This is a genomic window from Microvirga sp. KLBC 81, from assembly GCF_003075415.1.
In the GTDB taxonomy this organism is placed as follows: Bacteria; Pseudomonadota; Alphaproteobacteria; order Rhizobiales; family Beijerinckiaceae; genus Microvirga.
The window spans coordinates 85,165-101,247 of sequence record NZ_QDAH01000011.1 but is presented as its reverse complement, the minus strand read 5'-3'; the positions used below and the strand labels follow the sequence as shown (position 1 = coordinate 101,247).

18 protein-coding genes are annotated in these 16,083 nt (G+C 63.4%); 12 read left to right on the top strand and 6 right to left on the bottom strand.

Annotated features, from left to right (window positions below; translation table 11 throughout):
- Positions 1 to 103 precede the first annotated feature (103 nt).
- Positions 104 to 454, bottom strand: coding sequence for a helix-turn-helix domain-containing protein (locus DC522_RS10580; protein WP_116528660.1), 351 nt, complete (start codon positions 452 to 454; stop codon positions 104 to 106).
- 97 nt (positions 455 to 551) lie between these two features.
- Here DC522_RS10580 and DC522_RS10575 point away from each other — a divergent pair, with 97 nt between their 5' ends.
- The 3 genes from DC522_RS10575 to DC522_RS10565 all read left to right on the top strand — a co-directional run bounded on the left by DC522_RS10575 (position 552) and on the right by DC522_RS10565 (position 3,500).
- Complete coding sequence (locus tag DC522_RS10575) at positions 552 to 1,568, top strand: zinc-binding alcohol dehydrogenase family protein (protein ID WP_116528659.1); 1,017 nt, start codon at positions 552 to 554, stop codon at positions 1,566 to 1,568.
- Between the two features lie 439 nt (positions 1,569 to 2,007).
- Positions 2,008 to 2,388 (top strand): DUF2794 domain-containing protein, encoded by a 381-nt coding sequence (locus DC522_RS10570; protein WP_116528690.1) that lies wholly within the window; start codon positions 2,008 to 2,010, stop codon positions 2,386 to 2,388.
- A 116-nt stretch (positions 2,389 to 2,504) separates the two neighbouring features.
- Positions 2,505 to 3,500: an SDR family oxidoreductase gene (locus DC522_RS10565; RefSeq protein ID WP_116528689.1), complete on the top strand. Its 996-nt coding sequence runs from the start codon at positions 2,505 to 2,507 to the stop codon at positions 3,498 to 3,500.
- Between the two features lie 83 nt (positions 3,501 to 3,583).
- On the opposite strand, the gene DC522_RS10560 is transcribed toward DC522_RS10565, so the two are convergent.
- The 4 genes from DC522_RS10560 to DC522_RS10545 all read right to left on the bottom strand — a co-directional run bounded on the left by DC522_RS10560 (position 3,584) and on the right by DC522_RS10545 (position 8,511).
- Positions 3,584 to 4,120 carry a GNAT family N-acetyltransferase gene (locus tag DC522_RS10560; RefSeq protein ID WP_116528658.1) on the bottom strand — a complete coding sequence of 179 codons (537 nt, stop codon included), beginning with the start codon at positions 4,118 to 4,120 and terminating at the stop codon, positions 3,584 to 3,586.
- Between the two features lie 97 nt (positions 4,121 to 4,217).
- Entirely contained in the window at positions 4,218 to 4,982 is a 765-nt protein-coding gene (locus DC522_RS10555; protein ID WP_116528657.1) for a Bax inhibitor-1/YccA family protein, read from the bottom strand.
- 232 nt (positions 4,983 to 5,214) lie between these two features.
- Positions 5,215 to 7,800 (bottom strand): ABC transporter permease, encoded by a 2,586-nt coding sequence (locus tag DC522_RS10550; protein ID WP_116528656.1) that lies wholly within the window; start codon positions 7,798 to 7,800, stop codon positions 5,215 to 5,217.
- Positions 7,801 to 7,812: 12 nt separating this feature from the next.
- A complete protein-coding gene (locus tag DC522_RS10545; RefSeq protein ID WP_371679289.1) occupies positions 7,813 to 8,511 on the bottom strand; it encodes an ABC transporter ATP-binding protein in 699 nt (232 codons plus the stop codon).
- Between the two features lie 90 nt (positions 8,512 to 8,601).
- Between DC522_RS10545 and DC522_RS10540 the strand changes: the two genes are divergently transcribed.
- The 7 genes from DC522_RS10540 to DC522_RS10510 all read left to right on the top strand — a co-directional run bounded on the left by DC522_RS10540 (position 8,602) and on the right by DC522_RS10510 (position 13,575).
- The gene (locus tag DC522_RS10540) at positions 8,602 to 9,237 is read left to right on the top strand and encodes an arylesterase (protein ID WP_245444083.1); all 636 of its coding nucleotides are present in this window, start codon (positions 8,602 to 8,604) and stop codon (positions 9,235 to 9,237) included.
- Positions 9,238 to 9,300: 63 nt separating this feature from the next.
- Positions 9,301 to 10,344: an aldo/keto reductase gene (locus DC522_RS10535; protein ID WP_116528654.1), complete on the top strand. Its 1,044-nt coding sequence runs from the start codon at positions 9,301 to 9,303 to the stop codon at positions 10,342 to 10,344.
- Between the two features lie 179 nt (positions 10,345 to 10,523).
- Complete coding sequence (gene thpR, locus DC522_RS10530) at positions 10,524 to 11,060, top strand: RNA 2',3'-cyclic phosphodiesterase (protein WP_116528653.1); 537 nt, start codon at positions 10,524 to 10,526, stop codon at positions 11,058 to 11,060.
- 43 nt (positions 11,061 to 11,103) lie between these two features.
- Positions 11,104 to 11,700 (top strand): histidine phosphatase family protein, encoded by a 597-nt coding sequence (locus DC522_RS10525; RefSeq protein ID WP_116528652.1) that lies wholly within the window; start codon positions 11,104 to 11,106, stop codon positions 11,698 to 11,700.
- Positions 11,701 to 11,783: 83 nt separating this feature from the next.
- The gene (locus DC522_RS10520) at positions 11,784 to 12,794 is read left to right on the top strand and encodes a YeiH family protein (protein ID WP_116528687.1); all 1,011 of its coding nucleotides are present in this window, start codon (positions 11,784 to 11,786) and stop codon (positions 12,792 to 12,794) included.
- Positions 12,795 to 12,840: 46 nt separating this feature from the next.
- On the top strand, positions 12,841 to 13,164 hold the full coding sequence (locus tag DC522_RS10515; protein ID WP_256369849.1) for a 4a-hydroxytetrahydrobiopterin dehydratase: 324 nt from the start codon (positions 12,841 to 12,843) through the stop codon (positions 13,162 to 13,164).
- 3 nt (positions 13,165 to 13,167) lie between these two features.
- Positions 13,168 to 13,575 (top strand): GFA family protein, encoded by a 408-nt coding sequence (locus DC522_RS10510; RefSeq protein ID WP_116528650.1) that lies wholly within the window; start codon positions 13,168 to 13,170, stop codon positions 13,573 to 13,575.
- A gap of 111 nt (positions 13,576 to 13,686) precedes the next feature.
- On the opposite strand, the gene DC522_RS10505 is transcribed toward DC522_RS10510, so the two are convergent.
- A complete protein-coding gene (locus tag DC522_RS10505; protein ID WP_116528649.1) occupies positions 13,687 to 14,472 on the bottom strand; it encodes an SDR family NAD(P)-dependent oxidoreductase in 786 nt (261 codons plus the stop codon).
- 80 nt (positions 14,473 to 14,552) lie between these two features.
- Between DC522_RS10505 and DC522_RS10500 the strand changes: the two genes are divergently transcribed.
- The gene (locus tag DC522_RS10500; RefSeq protein WP_116528648.1) at positions 14,553 to 14,942 is read left to right on the top strand and encodes a YkvA family protein; all 390 of its coding nucleotides are present in this window, start codon (positions 14,553 to 14,555) and stop codon (positions 14,940 to 14,942) included.
- A 280-nt stretch (positions 14,943 to 15,222) separates the two neighbouring features.
- Positions 15,223 to 15,915 carry a hypothetical protein gene (locus DC522_RS10490; protein WP_205769598.1) on the top strand — a complete coding sequence of 231 codons (693 nt, stop codon included), beginning with the start codon at positions 15,223 to 15,225 and terminating at the stop codon, positions 15,913 to 15,915.
- Positions 15,916 to 16,083 lie beyond the last annotated feature (168 nt).

The window sequence follows — 16,083 nt, the reverse complement described above, 5'->3', positions numbered from 1 at the left end:
CTTATGATCGTTGCGGGAGCGTTGCCACAGAGTGACACGCCGCGCAACAAAACCATGCGGTTCTGCACATGGCAGGGTTAAGTTTCTGCAGCACACGGCAAGTTTATGCTGCCTCAGCCTCTTGAGACGACAGATTCGTGTCTCCCCAGTGTTTTAGGGCCAGGAGCACGGGCTCCAAGCTTTGCCCCCGCATGGACAGCGAATATTCGACTCGCGGCGGAACCTGCGCGTAAACCACCCGGACGATCAGCCCATCGGCCTCCAGTTCCCGCAGCTGGTGGGTGAGCATCCGTTGCGTCACTCCGGGAATGAGGCGGCGCAATTCGTTGAAACGCAAGGTTCCCCGCAGCAGCTTGTAAAGGATCACGATCTTCCACTTGCCATCGATGAGGCTCAAAGCGCGCTCGACGGAGCAGCCGGTCGAGGCTTGGAGCTTCTTCGGAACGCGCGGCATCACGGTATCCTTTTTGACACTATGGGCTTTAATTGTGCGTTCTTGCGAGCTTAAGCCCTATGCTCAACTATGTCTCCATCAAAAAAGGAGACATGCCATGCGCGCCGTTGGTTACCAGCAATCCTTAGCCATTACAGACGAAGCCTCCCTCATGGATATCGAGCTGCCCCGCCCCGAGCCGGGCGCACGGGATCTTCTGGTCGAGATCAAGGCGGTGTCCGTGAACCCCGTGGATACCAAGGTGCGCATGCGGGCCCAGGCAGAGCCCGGTGCCTACAAGGTTCTAGGCTACGACGCCGCCGGCATCGTCCGGGCGGTGGGATCGGAGGTTTCGCTGTTCAAGCCGGGCGACGAGGTGTTCTATGCGGGCGCCATCACCCGCTCGGGCACCAATGCGGAATTTCATCTCGTCGATGAGCGGCTCGTGGGCGCAAAGCCGAAATCCCTGAGCTTCGAGGAAGCCGCCGCACTTCCGCTGACCACCCTCACGGCTTGGGAAACGCTGTTCGACCGCCTCGACATCAAGCGCCCGGTGAAGGGCGCCGCCAATGCCGTCCTGATCGTCGGCGCAGCTGGAGGTGTGGGCTCCATTGCCGTGCAGCTCGCACGCAAGCTCACGGACGTGACCGTGATCGCCACCGCCTCGCGCCCGGAGACTCAAGCCTGGGCCCGCGAACTCGGCGCGCATCATGTGATCGACCACACCAAGCCGCTCGCCGAACAGGTGGAGGCTTTAGGGATTGGCGCTCCGGCCTTCGCGTTCTCGATCACGCATACGGATGCGCATTTCCCGGAGATCGCGAAAATCATTGCCCCGCAGGGACGTTTCGCCCTGATCGACGATCCGAAGACACCGATCGATATCAGTCTTCTGAAGGGCAAGAGCGTTTCGATTCACTGGGAATCCATGTTCACCCGCTCGACGTTCCAGACGGCGGACATGGAGCGGCAGCATGAGATCCTGAGCGAGGCCTCGCGCCTCGTGGAGGTCGGCACGATCAGGACGACGCTCGCCGATGTGCTGGGCCCGATCAATGCGGCCAATCTCAAGCGGGCTCACGCTTTCATCGAAAGCAACCGCGCCAAGGGCAAGATCGTCCTGTCGGGGTTCTAGCATCGGACGCAAAAGTGGAATCCGCTTTCGGGATCAATCCGATGCTCTCTTCTATCGAGAGCGCATCGTTTTCAGCGGAAAACCGGATCCACTTTTCACGGCCGTGGCCCTTCGGGTCGCTGACGCGGACCTTCGGTTCCGCACGATGCGCCAAGCAAAAAGAAAGGCCGCCTGTAAAGGCGGCCTGTGTCTCGATGATGGTGGCCCGGCTCTCCACAAGCCTGGAGGGCTGGGGGGCTGACGTGTCCAAGCCGATGGGCGAACCGGGCCGTCGAGGCAACTTGAGCATTTACCGTACTCAGTGAGGCACCTTAGGGGCGCGATTGCGGCAGGAATAAGATTTGCAAAAGTAGCGGTGATTCATTTCACCTCGACGGCTTGATCGATTCCTTAGCCGGACCCATCATCAGGGTTAAGTGGACCAATGATGGGAGATTTCATGAGCGAGGGTGACGTCTCAGAGCCGCTGCGCGGCGGCTCGATGCAGGGCTCGGCTCACATCGTGCCCTTCCCCGCCGCGTCGAAACAGGTGGCCTTCGACCGTGCCGAGTTGCAGACCATTCTCAATCTCTACGGCCGCATGGTGGCCGCCGGCGAATGGCGGGATTACGCCATCGACTTCACGCCCGACAAGGCGGTTTTCTCGATCTACCGACGCACCTCGGAAATGCCTCTCTATCGCATTGAAAAAGATCCCAAGCTCGCGAAAAAGCAAGGCGCCTATTCGGTGATTGTCTCGACAGGCCTGATCCTCAAACGCGGCCACGAGCTCGCTCGTGTGCTGCGCGTGCTCGACAAGCCGAAGGTGGTGCCGAACTGAAGCGAGTCTCGTTCTCACGGCTCGTCATGAGATGAATGTTCGTCTCTCCATGGGCCCGGAACACCCCGGTGCTCCTCGCGTTGCCGCATGATCATGCGGCAGCGATGAGGGTTTCCATGGCACGCGAGATGGCCGGTCTTTCCGTCGTGATCACGGGCGCTTCGAGCGGCATCGGCCGCGCGGCGGCACGGGCCTTCGCACAGCGCGGAGCGCACGTGACACTCGCTGCGCGCCGGGCGGAGTTGCTCGAAGAAGTCGCCCGCGAATGCCGGGATCTCGGAGGAGAGGCCATCGCCGTACCAGCCGATGTGACGGATGCCGAAGCCGTTGCAGAGCTGGCAGAGGAAGCGCTGCGCGCCTTTGGGCGCATCGATGTGTGGATCAACAATGCCGGATCGGGCGTATTCGGCCCCTATCAGGACGCTGACCTCGCGCTCCATCGGCGCACCATCGAGGTGAATCTCATGGGCTCCATGCATGGAGCCTACGTGGCCCTGCCGATTTTCCTCGAACAGGGCCACGGCATCCTCATCAACAACATCTCTCTTGGAGGCTGGGCTCCAACGGCTTTTGCCGCCGCCTATACGGCTTCGAAGTTTGGGCTGCGCGGCTTTTCAGCGAGTCTCCGGCAGGAGCTGGGCGATCATCCCGACATTCATGTCTGCGGCGTGTTTCCGGCCATCATCGACACGCCGGGGCTCGACCATGGTGCCAATGTCTCCGGCCGACAGATCAATCCGGGGCCGCTGATCTATGCGCCTGAAGATGTAGCGGAAACCTTCGTCTCGCTCGTGCGCTGGCCGCGCGACGAGGTGGCGGTGGGGTGGCCTGCCCGGGCGGCGCAGATCGCCTATGCCCTCGCGCCCGGACCGACGGAGCACCTGATCGGTGCCGCCATGCGCCGTTCCCTGAAGCGCGCATCGCCCGCGCCGCGAACAGAGGGAGCATTGCTCAAACCCGTGCCCACAGGAAGGGGCGTGAGCGGCGGCTGGCGCGAGCGCAAGGGCCTGCCGTTTTCGGCGCGCCAGACCAGCAGCGTCATCGGCGCGGTGGCTCTGGCGGGCCTGGCACTGCTTCTCGGGACGAAAGCCGCAGCGCGCGTGCGGCGCTGATCCGCTTTCAATGCAGCCAGGACCTCAGGCTTCTAAAGCATCGTCGGATGCGGAAAACCGGGTCCACTTTTCCGCACGATGCTCTAAGCAATCGGCCGGGTCGGCGGCTCGGTCGTGCCGCGCCCGAGGGGGCGCTGCATGAGCACGGTGGAAAGCCAGCGCCCGTGCTTGTAGCCGATGCCCTTGATGATTCCGGCAAGCTCGAAGCCGAGGCTCCTGTGCAGGCTGATGGAGCCCTTCGATTCCTCGTCGCCGATCACGGCCACCATGAGCCTGAAGTCCCGCGCCTCGCATTCCCTGATCAGCTCGGTGAGCAGCGCACGCCCGACACCCTGCCCTTGAGCGGACGGCGCGATGTAGATCGAATCCTCGACCGTGGAGCGATAGGCAGGCCTCGTGCGGTAGGCGCCTGCATAGGCATAGCCGAGGATCTCGCCATCACGCTCCGCCACGAGATACGGATAGCCGCCCACGAGAACGGCCGCGCGGCGGCTTGCCATTTCCTCTTCACCGGGCGGCTCAAGCTCGAACGAGGCCGTGCCGTGCAGCACAGCATGGGCATAGATGGCGGTAAGGCTAAGAATGTCGGCTTCAGCCGAGGGGCGGATGAGGAGGCTCATGCGCCATTGGTAAGATGAAGCCTTGCTGTACGCAATCCGCTAACAAAAAGCCCCGGCTTTGCGGCCGGGGCTTTCAGATCATGCGATCCGCTCAGCTTTACTCGTTGCGGTTGCCCAGCAGCGAGAGGAGGAACTGGAACATGTTGATGAAGTCCAGATACAGCTGCAGCGCGCCATAGACCGACACCTTGGCCGCGGCCTCGGTGTCGAAGTTGCCGTACAGGTACATCTCCTTCAGCTTCTGCGTATCGTAGGCCGTGAGGCCCGCGAAGATCAGAACGCCGATCACGGAAATGCCGAACTGCATCGCGCTCGACGCAACGAAGATGTTCACGATCGAGGCGATGATCAGGCCGAACAGGCCCATGATCAGGAACGAGCCCATGCCCGACAGGCTTCGGCGGGTGGTGTAGCCCCACAGCGACAGCGCGCCGAAGGACGCCGCCGTGATGAAGAACACCTGCACGACGCTCGCGCCCGTGTAGCGGAGCAGCAGCGTCGAGAGCGAAGCGCCCATCACGGCCGCGAACGCGAAGAAGGTGCCGCGGGCCGCAGCGGCCGACATGCGGTCCATGCGGAACGAGAAGAAGAAGATGAAGGCCAAGGGCGCCAGCGCCACAACCCACATCAGAGGCGTGCCATACAGAACGCGCCCGAACTCGGTGAGCGCCATGCGGCCGGCGCCATCCGTGGTCACGGCCAGCATGTTCACACCCAGCGCGACGAGAGCCGAGATGGCCAGACCCAGGATCATGTTGTTGTAGACGCCGAGCATGAAGGCGCGCAGGCCCTGGTCGACCTGAGCCGCCGTCCGGGCAAAGCCGGTGCCATAGGCGGTTTGGTTTTGCTCATACGGTTGCATCGGAGCCCTTTCTCACGGTGTCCCGTTGATGTTCCCTCGAAAGGCTGGGAAGTCAGCCCTCGGCCGCCGCGAAAAACCGGCGACAGAGAAAATATGAGGGGATAGCCTTGGTTCCGCAAGAGGCAGCGCCAAGCTACAAGTCATTGTGAAATGAAGTTTGAGGAGCAGAGTAGATGCTCCTCCCCGTGATCCCCTCGCTGTTCCTCTATAACGCCCGCATGAACCTCGGCCGTTAAAGGTTTCTTAAGTATTGGGCCGGCTTCTGGCTCAAGATGCGCCACGTGCCCATCAAGCCTAAACCTACCGTCACCAGAACGGCCAAGGCGGAAGCCACAAATGCGCCCGACAAATCTAAGCTAAAGCTTAAGTTCATGAGCCGGGTCACGATGAAATAGGATGCGATCCCGCCCGCGAGGAGCCCGAACACGGCCGTAGCCAGGCCCAGCAATCCGTATTCGAGGGCATAGGCCGACAGCAGCCGGGCGCGGGTGGCGCCCAGGGTCTTCAGGACCACGGCATCATAGAGGCGCGCCCGATGACCGGCCGCGAGCGCGCCCGCAAGGACCAGAAGGCTCGCGATCAGCGCAATCGAGCTTGCGCCGCGAATGGCCATGATCAGCTGCGAGACGACGTCGTTCACGGCTTCAAGCGCATCCTTCACCCGCACGCTCGTGACCATTGGAAAGGCCTGAGCGGAACTCCGCAGGATCTTTGCATCGGTTGCCGCATCCGACCCGTTCGGGAAGGTGACGGTGGCCAGATGCGTATGCGGGGCCCCGGCAAAGGTGTTGGGCGAGAACACCATGACGAAGTTGATGCCGAGCGAACGCCATTCCACCTCGCGCAGATTCGCGATGGTGGCCGTGATGTTGCGGCCGAGCACGTTGACGGTGATCTCGTCGCCGATCTTGAGACCCAATCCTTCCGCGATCCTGTGGTCGAAGGAGACGAGCGGCTTGCCGCGGTAGTCTTCAGGCCACCACTCGCCCTGCACCAGCTTCGAGCCGTCGGGCGGCGTCCTGGAATAGGTGATGCCGCGATCACCCTCCAGCACCCAGGAAATGTCCTCGGGAGCCTTGACCTCGGACACGGGCCGCCCGCCGAGCGTCACAAGGCGCCCGCGCATCATGGGCACGCGCTCGATCTGCGCATCGCCTGCTTGTTGCTTCAGGAATCCCTCGAACGCATCCGCCTGCTGGTTCGGGATGTCGAGGAAGAAGAAGCTCGGCGCGCGTTGCGGCAGGCTCTGGGTCAGTTGCTTCGTCAGGTTGGTGTCGATGAGCGAAAGCGTCACGAGGAGCGTGATGCCGAGCCCGAGCGAGAGCACGAGGGAGGGCGTGAGCGCACCGGGACGGTGGATGTTGGCCAGCGCCAGACGCGGAGCCGTGCGACGGGGGCGCGGGAGACGGCGGGCGAGCGCCATCAGCCCAAGCGCCACGATGCGCAGCAGCAGGAAGGAGCCTGCCGCTGCCGCCACGAACATCAGCGCGATGCGCCGGTCATAGGCCGCGATCACCGCAAGGGCGACGAGGGCTATGACGGAAACGCCGAGCGCCGCGAGATAGCGCTTGCGCGGCCAGCGCCGCTCTGGATCGATCTGGTCGCGAAACAGGCCGGATACCGGTACGTCATGCGCGCGACCGAGCGGTGCGATGGCGAAAACAAGTGCGGTGAGCACGCCGTAGAGAAGCGCGATTCCGAGTTCAGGCACGGCGATGACCGGCTGGATCGGAATCGGCAGCAGATGGCCGAAGAGAGCCGTGATGATGAACGGCAAGGCCGCGCCGATGGCCAGACCGATCGCGATGCCGAGGGCTGCGATCAGCATCACCTGCGTGAGATAGAGCATCACCACCTGCCCGCCCGGCGCACCGAGGCTTTTCAGCGTCGCGATGGAAGCGCGCTTGCGGTCCACGAAACCGCGCACCGCATTGGCGACGCCGACGCCGCCGACGAGCAGCGCCGTGAGGCCGACGAGCGTCAGGAACTGCGTGAAGCGTTCGATGTTCTTGGCAAAGCGCGGATCGGCATTGAGCCGCGTGCGGATATTCCAGCCGGCCTCGGGCAGGGTGCGGGTTGCCTCGGCCTGGATCCGGGCGAACCCCTCTTCCGTGGAGAGGGCCTGCGGCAGGGTGAGCCGGTAGGTCCAGCGCACGAGGCTGCCGGGCTGGATAAGGCCGGTGGCCCTCAGGGCCTCCTGCGACACCATCAGGCGCGGCCCGAAACCGACGCCGTCCGCGATCTTGTCGGGCTCGGAGACAAGGCGCGCGCGCAGTTCCACTGTCGCGCCGCCAACCGTCACCCGGTCGCCCACCTTCAGGTCCAGGCGCGCCAGCAGCGCCGGATCGACGGCTGCGCCGAAAGCGCCCTCGCGCTGGGCGAACAGGTCCGAGGGTGGCAGCTGAGGATCCGTTTCGAGCGTGCCGACTGTCGGATAGCCCGCATCGACCGCCTTCAGCTCGACGAGGCCCGAGCCCTTCGGGCCCGCAACCGCCATGGCGCGCATGGTGGCAACGACATTGACCTGGCCCTTCGAGGTCAGGAATGCCCGCTCGGGCGCGCCCGCCTCCCGCTGGAGAAGCGAAAAGGCCATGTCGCCGCCGAGGATCCGGCGGCCCTCGCGGGAGATGCCTTCCGTCAGCGAGCGCGAGAGGGAGGAGACGCTCGCAATCGCCGCAACGCCGAGCGCGATGCAGGCGAGAAAGATGCCGAAGCCTTTCAGGCCTCCGCGCAGCTCACGCAAGGCGAGGCGCAGGAGGAGCGGCAGGGAGGAAGAAGGTGCTTTACGCCGCTGCGGCGTCGTCAGGGTGCCGTGCATGGGGCTGCTCCCTCACGCCACTGCCGAGGCCGCATCGGCCTCCACCTGACCCGAACGCAGGCGCACCATGCGATCGCAGAGGCGAGCGAGGTTAAGGTCGTGGGTCACGAGCACCAAGGTCGCGCCGCGGTCGCGCTTCAAGGCAAAGAGCAGATCCACGATCGACTGGCCCGTGTTCTCATCGAGATTGCCGGTGGGCTCGTCCGCCACGAGGATCGCAGGGTTCGGCACGATGGCGCGGGCAATGGCCACCCGCTGCTGCTCGCCACCGGAAAGCTGGGCTGGATAATGGTGGAGGCGAGACCCTAAGCCCACGGCCTGAAGCTCGGCCTCCGCCCGCTCGAAGGCATCGTCCTTACCCGCCAGCTCCAGGGGCAGCGCCACGTTCTCAAGCGCCGTCATGGTGGGCACGAGATGGAAGGACTGGAATACGATGCCGATTCGCCGGCCTCGAAAACGGGCAAGCGCGTCCTCGTCGAGCCCCGACAGATCGGTGCCATCGACGATGACCTTGCCCGAATCGGGACGCTCGAGACCGGCCATGGTCATGAGCAGGGTGGACTTTCCCGAGCCCGAGGGGCCGACGAGGCCGACCGCTTCACCCTTGTCCACATTCAAGGAAATCCCTTTCAGGATATGCACCCGCGCGGCCCCGCGCCCGAGGCTCAAATCGACATCGTGAAGCGCGATGGCCTTGTCCTTCATGCCCATTCATCCGATCTGTTGGAGACTTGTTCGAAGACGTTGTTTAGTCCGGCATAGATGGGAAGCCTATCAATGAAGCGCCAATCAGGCCCGTTCATGACGATCATTTTTGCGTGTGCGGCGGCTCTTGCCGCCATGATCGCCCCCTCCACCGCGCCTGCTCAGAGTAAGACGCTGCGCCTCGTAGCCTTGGGCGACAGCCTGACGGCCGGCTACGGCCTGCCGCAGGAAGCCGCCTTCCCGGTGGCGCTGGAGAAAGCCCTCAAAGCCAAGGGCTACAAGGTCGAGATTGCCAATGCGGGCGTCTCGGGCGACACCTCTTCTGGAGGCCTCGACCGGCTCGACTGGTCCGTGCCCGACGGCACGGATGGCGTGATCGTGGAGCTTGGCGCCAACGACATGCTGCGCGGCCTTGATCCGGCCGTCACACGGAACTCCATCGAGGCCATTGTCGAACGTTTGAAGGAACGGAACATCCCTGTGATGCTCGCGGGCATGTATGCCTCGCGCAATCTGGGTCAGGACTACATTCAGAAATTCGACACCATCTATTCCGACATTGCGAAGAAGCACGACCTTGTGCTCTATCCCTTCTTCCTCGACGGGATAGCCGGCGAGCGATCTCTCAACCTTCCCGACGGCCTGCACCCGACGGTAAAGGGCGTGGAGATCATCGTCGACCGCATTCTGCCCACAGTCGAAAGCTTTCTCGCCCGCCTGACCCAGCGCTGATCGTCGTCAGCGCCTCGATTCCCCCAAACGCGGCGGCCTTATCCGCCGCGAGGAGCCTTGAATATGGAATATCGCCGCCTTGGCCGCACCGATCTCAATGTCAGCCTCATCTGCCTCGGCACCATGACTTGGGGCCAGCAGAACACCGAGGCCGAGGGCCATGAGCAGATGGATTATGCCCTCGACCAGGGCATCAATTTCTTCGATACCGCCGAACTTTATTCGATTCCCCCACGGCCTGAGACGCAAGGCTCCACGGAGCGGATCATCGGCTCCTGGTTCAAGTCGCGCGGCACCCGCGACAAGGTGATTCTCGCCACCAAGGTGGTGGGCCGTTCCGACAGCACCTGGTTCCGGGACGACGGCTCCAAGGCCGAGCTCTCCCGCAGGCAGATCGAGGAGGCTGTGAACAAGAGCCTGAAGAGGCTCCAGACCGATTATATCGATCTCTATCAGATCCACTGGCCCGACCGCCCCATGCCCTGGGGCTCGAACCCGACGATCTACAGGCACCAGGACGGCGATTCGCACCCGATTGCCGAAACCGTCGAGATCATGACGGACCTCGTGAAGGCCGGAAAGATCCGCCATTTCGGCCTCTCCAACGAGAGCGCCTGGGGCACCATGAGCTTCCTCAAGCACGCGGAAGCCAAGGGCCTGGCGCGGGCGCAATCGGTGCAGAACGCCTACAACCTGCTCAACCGCACCTACGAGGTGGCGCTGGCCGAAATCAGCACACGCGAGCAGGTCAGTCTCCTCGCCTATTCGCCGCTGGCTCAGGGTTACCTGACGGGCAAATACCTCGACGGCGCCCGCCCGCCGGGAGCGCGCACCACGCTCTTCGAGCGTGGCCAGCGCTATGAGAACGCGACGGCCGAAGCCGCCATCCGCAAGTATCTGGCACTCGCCAAGGAATTCAGCCTCGATCCGGCGCAGATGGCGCTGGCCTACGTGAATTCCCGCCCCTTCGTGACGTCCAACATCATCGGCGCGACTTCCATGGCGCAGCTGAAGACGGACATCGCCTCCATCGAGGTCAGGATCACGCCGGAGCTGGAAAAGCGCATCGACGCCATCCACGTCGAGCACTGCAATCCCTGCCCCTAAATACCCCTTCCGTCATGGCCGGGCTCGTCCCGGCCATCTCGATCTGGAAAGGCGCTGTGCTTTCTTAATCAGGATCACCGGCACAAGGCCGGTGATGACGAGCAGGTCTCTCAGCCGGAACAAAGCCGGCTGTCCATCGTCTGTTTCCTGAAGTGTCAGCAAAGCCGGGGAGGTGCCGCATGCCACGTCTGTTTACCGGCATCGAGATCCCCGCCGAGATCGGCCTGGCGCTGTCCACCTATCGCGGCGGGCTGCCGGGTGCGCGCTGGGTCGATCCTGAAAGCTATCACATCACCTTGCGTTTCATCGGCGACGTGGACGAGCGCGTGGCCGATGACGTGTGCTCGATCTTGGGTGATTCCCGCTGGCGCGAGCCCATCGCCATCACCATCGACCGGCTCGGCACCTTCGGTGGATCAAAGCCTCGCGCTGTGTTCGCTCATACCTCCGACAACGGCGAGCTCGCCGATCTGCAGGCCGAGCAGGAACGCATGATGCGCCAGATCGGCCTGCCCCCCGAAGCCCGCAAGTTCACACCACACGTCACGCTGGCGCGCCTGAAGAACGCCTCTCCCATCGATGTGGCGGATTACATGGCGACCCGAGGCCATTTCCAGAAGCTCACCTTCACCGCGAGCCGCTTCGTGCTCTATTCGTCGAAGGCCTCCGTGGGCGGCGGGCCATACATCATCGAAGCGGCGTACCCCTTAAGCTAGCTCGACGGCTATGCTCTGAACCGTTACGCCAGGGTTAGGGTTCATGGCAGCACTCATCTTTCTCACTCACCCCGAAGTCGTCATCGATCCCCAGGTGCCCGTCCCGCGCTGGCCCTTGAACGACACAGGCCGCAGGCGCATGAGCCGCTTCGCGGATGCGCTCGCCGGCACGCACATTTCCTCCATTCATGCCAGCACGGAGCAGAAGGCGATGGATGGTGCCGCCATCGTCGCGGAGCGTTTTGGCCTCCCCTATCGAACCCACGAGGATGTCGGTGAGAACGACCGCTCGGCGACAGGCTATATCGCGCCACCCGAATTCTGGGAGGTGGTGGATGCCTTTTTCGCCAACCCGCACGAGAGCATCCGCGGCTGGGAGCGCGCCATCGATGCGCAATCACGCATCGTGAAGGCTGTGAGCCGGATCGCCGCGGAGGATGATGGTCCCGGTAATACCCTCGTCGTCGCCCACGGCGGCGTCGGCTGCCTGCTCATGGCTCATCTGCAGCAGGTGGAGATCGGGCGCGAAAGCCGCCCCCGGCATTCCGGAGGCGGCTGCTTCATCGTGGTCGACCGCGAGACGCTCTCGCTCAGGCAGGATTGGCGCACCATCGAGGAAGCCGTCTTCCCTGTGAGCTGACACTCAGATTTTGACCTTGCTTCGCGCCGGGCTGAAGGATAGCCCTCCCCTTCGTTGGCGACATGAAGGACAAGAGCGATCCGATGGACGGCGCGCGCGTGGCAAAAGTCATCCCCGGAATCGCTTTGTGCATAAGCATCTCCGCTGCCGCCCTCGGCCTGCAGATGCTCGAAGAGCATTGGACGGGCCGGCCCTGGATCGAGGCGCTCGTCATTGCGATCCTGCTTGGAACATTGGTGAGAACCCTCTGGACGCCAGGTGCCCGCTGGGTTCCCGGAATCGGCTTTTCTGCCAGGACATTGCTCGAGATCGCCGTGATGCTGCTGGGCGCCTCCATCAGTTTTCAGGCGGTGCTGCAGGCGGGTTTCGGCCTCATTCTCGGCATCGCCGTGGTGGTGGCTCTCGCCATCGGCGCCAGCTTCGGTCTGTGCCGCCTTTTGGGATTGCCCTGGCGCATGGCGGTCCTGGTCGCTTGCGGCAACTCGATCTGCGGCAACTCCGCCATTGCGGCCGTGGCACCCGTGATCGGCGCAAAGCCTGAGGATGTGGTCTCCTCCATCGCGTTTACGGCCATTCTTGGCGTCATCGTCGTGCTCACTCTGCCGTTGCTGATACCGCTTCTCGGCCTCTCGTTCACGCAATACGGCGTGCTTGCGGGTCTTACCGTCTATGCAGTGCCGCAGGTGCTCGCAGCGACCGTGCCGGTGAGCATGGTCAGCACGCAGATCGGCACGCTCGTCAAGCTCGTGCGCGTGCTGATGCTGGGGCCCGTGGTGATTGCGCTGTCGCTGAGGATGGACCGGGAAACGGCGCCGAAGAGCCTGTCCCTGAACCGCTTCGTGCCCTGGTTCATCATCGGTTTCCTGGGGCTGGCCGCGCTTCGCTCCCTTGGCGTGATCCCCGATGCGATCCTCGGCATCGTTACGCCAACGGCGACCCTGCTCACGGTGATCTCCATGGCGGCCCTGGGGCTTGGCGTCGACCTGAAGGTCCTCGGCCGCGTCGGCGGGCGCGTCACGCTCGCGGTGACGCTCTCGCTGCTCGTGCTGATTGCGATCAGCTTGGGCCTTATTTGGCTGCTCGGCATGAGCTAAGGGCTTGAAACATCTCACGCGTGCTTCATCACTAAGTCATCTCGTCCTGCAAGAAACGAAGCCGCCCATGCCCCGCTTGACCGAATCCGAACGCCAGGAACTCCTCTCCGCCCTCGACGGCTGGACTCTCGTGGAGGGCCGGGATGCCATCCACAGGCGCTACGTGTTCGACGATTTCAACGCGGCCTTCGGCTGGATGACCCGCGTGGCGCTGATCGCCGAGCAGAAGAACCACCATCCCGAATGGTTCAACGTCTACAACAGGGTGGACGTGACGCTCTCGACGCATGATGCAGGCGGCCTCACGCGCCGCGACATCGAACTGGCGCAGCGCATGGACCAGTTGGCGGCGGGACTGGCGAAGGCTTGAGCCATGGATGAGCGCGACGTCTTCACGGGCGGATGCGCCTGCGGACAGCTGACCTTCAAGGCGCACGGCGCCCCGAAACGCGTGGGCCTGTGCCACTGCATGACCTGCCGCAAAGTGACCGGCAGCGTCTTCAACGCTTTCGCGGTCTTTCCCGCGGACCAGGTGACGATTTCCGGTGACAGCCGGAGCTGGGAGGCCGTTCCCGGAGGCCAGAACCGCTTCTGCCCGCAATGCGGTTCGCTCGTCTTCTATTCGGACGGCAGCGACGAGATCGAACTCATGCTCGGCGCCTTCGACCGGACGGATCTGTTCAAGCCTACCTATGAGGCCTGGACCAAGCGCCGCGAGTCCTGGCTCTGCACCCCGGATCTCATCAGCTATCCTGAGAACCGGGGTGAGGTGACCTCTTAAGCATCGGACCCAAAAGTGGAATCCACTTTTGGGTCCGATGCTCCGTTCATAGAGAAGCGCATCGTTAGGAGCGGAAAACCGGGTCCACTTTTCCGCACGATGCGCTAGCGCTTACTTCGGCTGCATGCGCAGCGCGCCATCGAGGCGGATGCCTTCGCCGTTGAGCATGTCGTTCTCGATGATGCCCTTGACGAGCTGCGCATATTCCTCGGGTCGTCCGAGTCGCGAGGGGAACGGCACGTTGGCTTCCAGCGCCTTGCGGTAATCCTCCGCGATTCCTTCGAACAGCGGCGTGTGGAAGAGGCCCGGCATGACCGTCATCACGCGGATGCCGAACCCTGACAGATCGCGCGCCACCGGAAGCGTCAGCGCGAGCACGCCACCCTTGGAAGCGGAATAGGCTGCCTGCCCGATCTGCCCGTCCTGGGCTGCGACCGACGAGGTGTTGACGACGACGCCGCGCTCTCCGTCCGGCGTCACCGGCTCGAGCGCCGCCATGGCGGCGGCGCATTTCGAAATCATCGCATAGGTGCCGATGAGGTTGATCTCCACGGTCTTGCGGAAGCTCGCGAGATCATGCGGGATCAGTTCGCCCGTCTCGCGCTTCTTCGTGACCGTGCGGCGACCCGGCGCCACCCCTGCGCAGTTCACCAGAACCCGCTCGACGCCGTTCTTCTCGCGCGCCTTCACGAGGCCGGCGTCGATGGAGGCCTCGTCCGTCACATCCACCTGACAGAACAGAGCGCCGATCTCGCGGGCAACCGCCTCGCCGCGCTCCGCGTTCATGTCGAAGATGGCGACTTTTACGCCCTGTGCCGCAAGCATGCGCGCCGTCGCTTCACCGAGGCCCGAAGCGCCTCCCGTGACGATGGCTGCCATCAATTTGTCGAGCTTCATGGGTTTTCTCCTCTCTTGAGGATGCTTGTAGGCAATCCTTGGATAGGTGGATACCTAGACTGTCGAAGGAGCGGAGGAGCATGAGCGAGCCTTTCATCAAGCCTTTCACCAAGGCGGAGATGGACGCCATGCGCGCGGCCACCCGTGACGAGGAGAGCCTGAAGCAGCGGTTCCGGGACAAGCTGAAACGCGTCGCCGGCAGGATCCCCTTCGCCGAGGATCTCGTGGCCGCCTTCTTTTGCGCCACCGACCCCAAGACCCCGAGCCGCGTGAAGCTGATTCTCTTAGGGGCCATCGCCTATTTCGTCCTGCCGCTCGATGCGGTGAGCGACCTCCTGCCCCTCATCGGCTTTGCCGACGATGCCGCCGTGCTGGCTGCGGCAATTACGCAGGTCGCGGGTTCCATTACGGAAGATCACCGGGCCAAGGCACGGAAATCCCTAGGGGAAGTCACCTCCGAGCAGGGATGAGCGACTGAACGCTATAAGATTGTATTCAGAACAAAGAATATAGACTTATTGCAACATTATAATTTTTCGTCTAAACAGGACCTGTTCATCAGAAGTTATTTCATCTCCTCCCTTTTGAACAACGAACAGCCTTTTCAAGGACAACTCGGCGGGCCGCTTTTGCGGCCCCTTTATTTTCAGCTCCCAAGTAATGCCGCGTTTCGACGCATCGCCAACGCGCCGGGGCCGGGCTACGGCATGGTGAAGAGTTCTTAACCATCCTCCCCTATTGTCCGCCTTCATGACGACACAATCTCTCCAGCGCGGCATCGCCGCGGGCATCCTTTCCGCCGTTCTCGTCCTCGGAACCGGGCCTGCAGCTCTGGCTCAGACCCGGCCGGCGCAGAAGCCTCCTGCGACCAAGACGGCTCCTGCCAAGCCGGCGGCCAAGACGGGCAAGGCCACCTCGGCCGCGAAGCCGGCGGCTGCCGCTGCTGCGGCGGGTGCTGGCGCGGCCGCTGCCAAGCCCGCCCAGGCCGCCACGGGTCCAGGCGGTGCCTCCCTGGTGACGTCTTACGGCGATTGGGGCGTCTATACGGCCCAGGCCGGACGCTCGAAGATCTGCTACGCCCTGAGTCAGCCCCAGGATCGGCTGCCGAAGAACCTGAACCGGGATCCGGCCTATCTCTTCGTGTCCTTCCGCCCGGCGGAAAACGTGAAGAACGAGGTCGCCCTGGTGCTTGGCTTCGCCGCCAAGGAGAACGGCCCGGCGGAAGCTGCCGTCGGCAACACCTCCTATGCGCTGATCACCAAGGCCTCCAATGCGTGGCTGAAGAACCCTGCCGAGGAAGGCCAGGCCATCGCCACCATGGCCCGCAGCGGGACGATGACCGTGAAGATGCAGTCCGCCCGCGGCTCCAGCCTGACGGACCGCTATTCGCTGAACGGCTTCAGCAAGGCCCTGGAGCATGCCCGCAAGGAATGCGGCGTTTAAAGGCACCTCACAAAGCTGCCCTGAGCCTCATCTGAGGAGGCCTTCAGGCCGTCTCGAAGAGCCTGCCCCGGACTTGATCCGGGGACGAGGCGCCTCCAGCGTACACTGACCCTCCTTCGAGACGCCGCTTGCAGCGGCTCCTCAGGATGAGGGCGGTGTTTGTTCGAC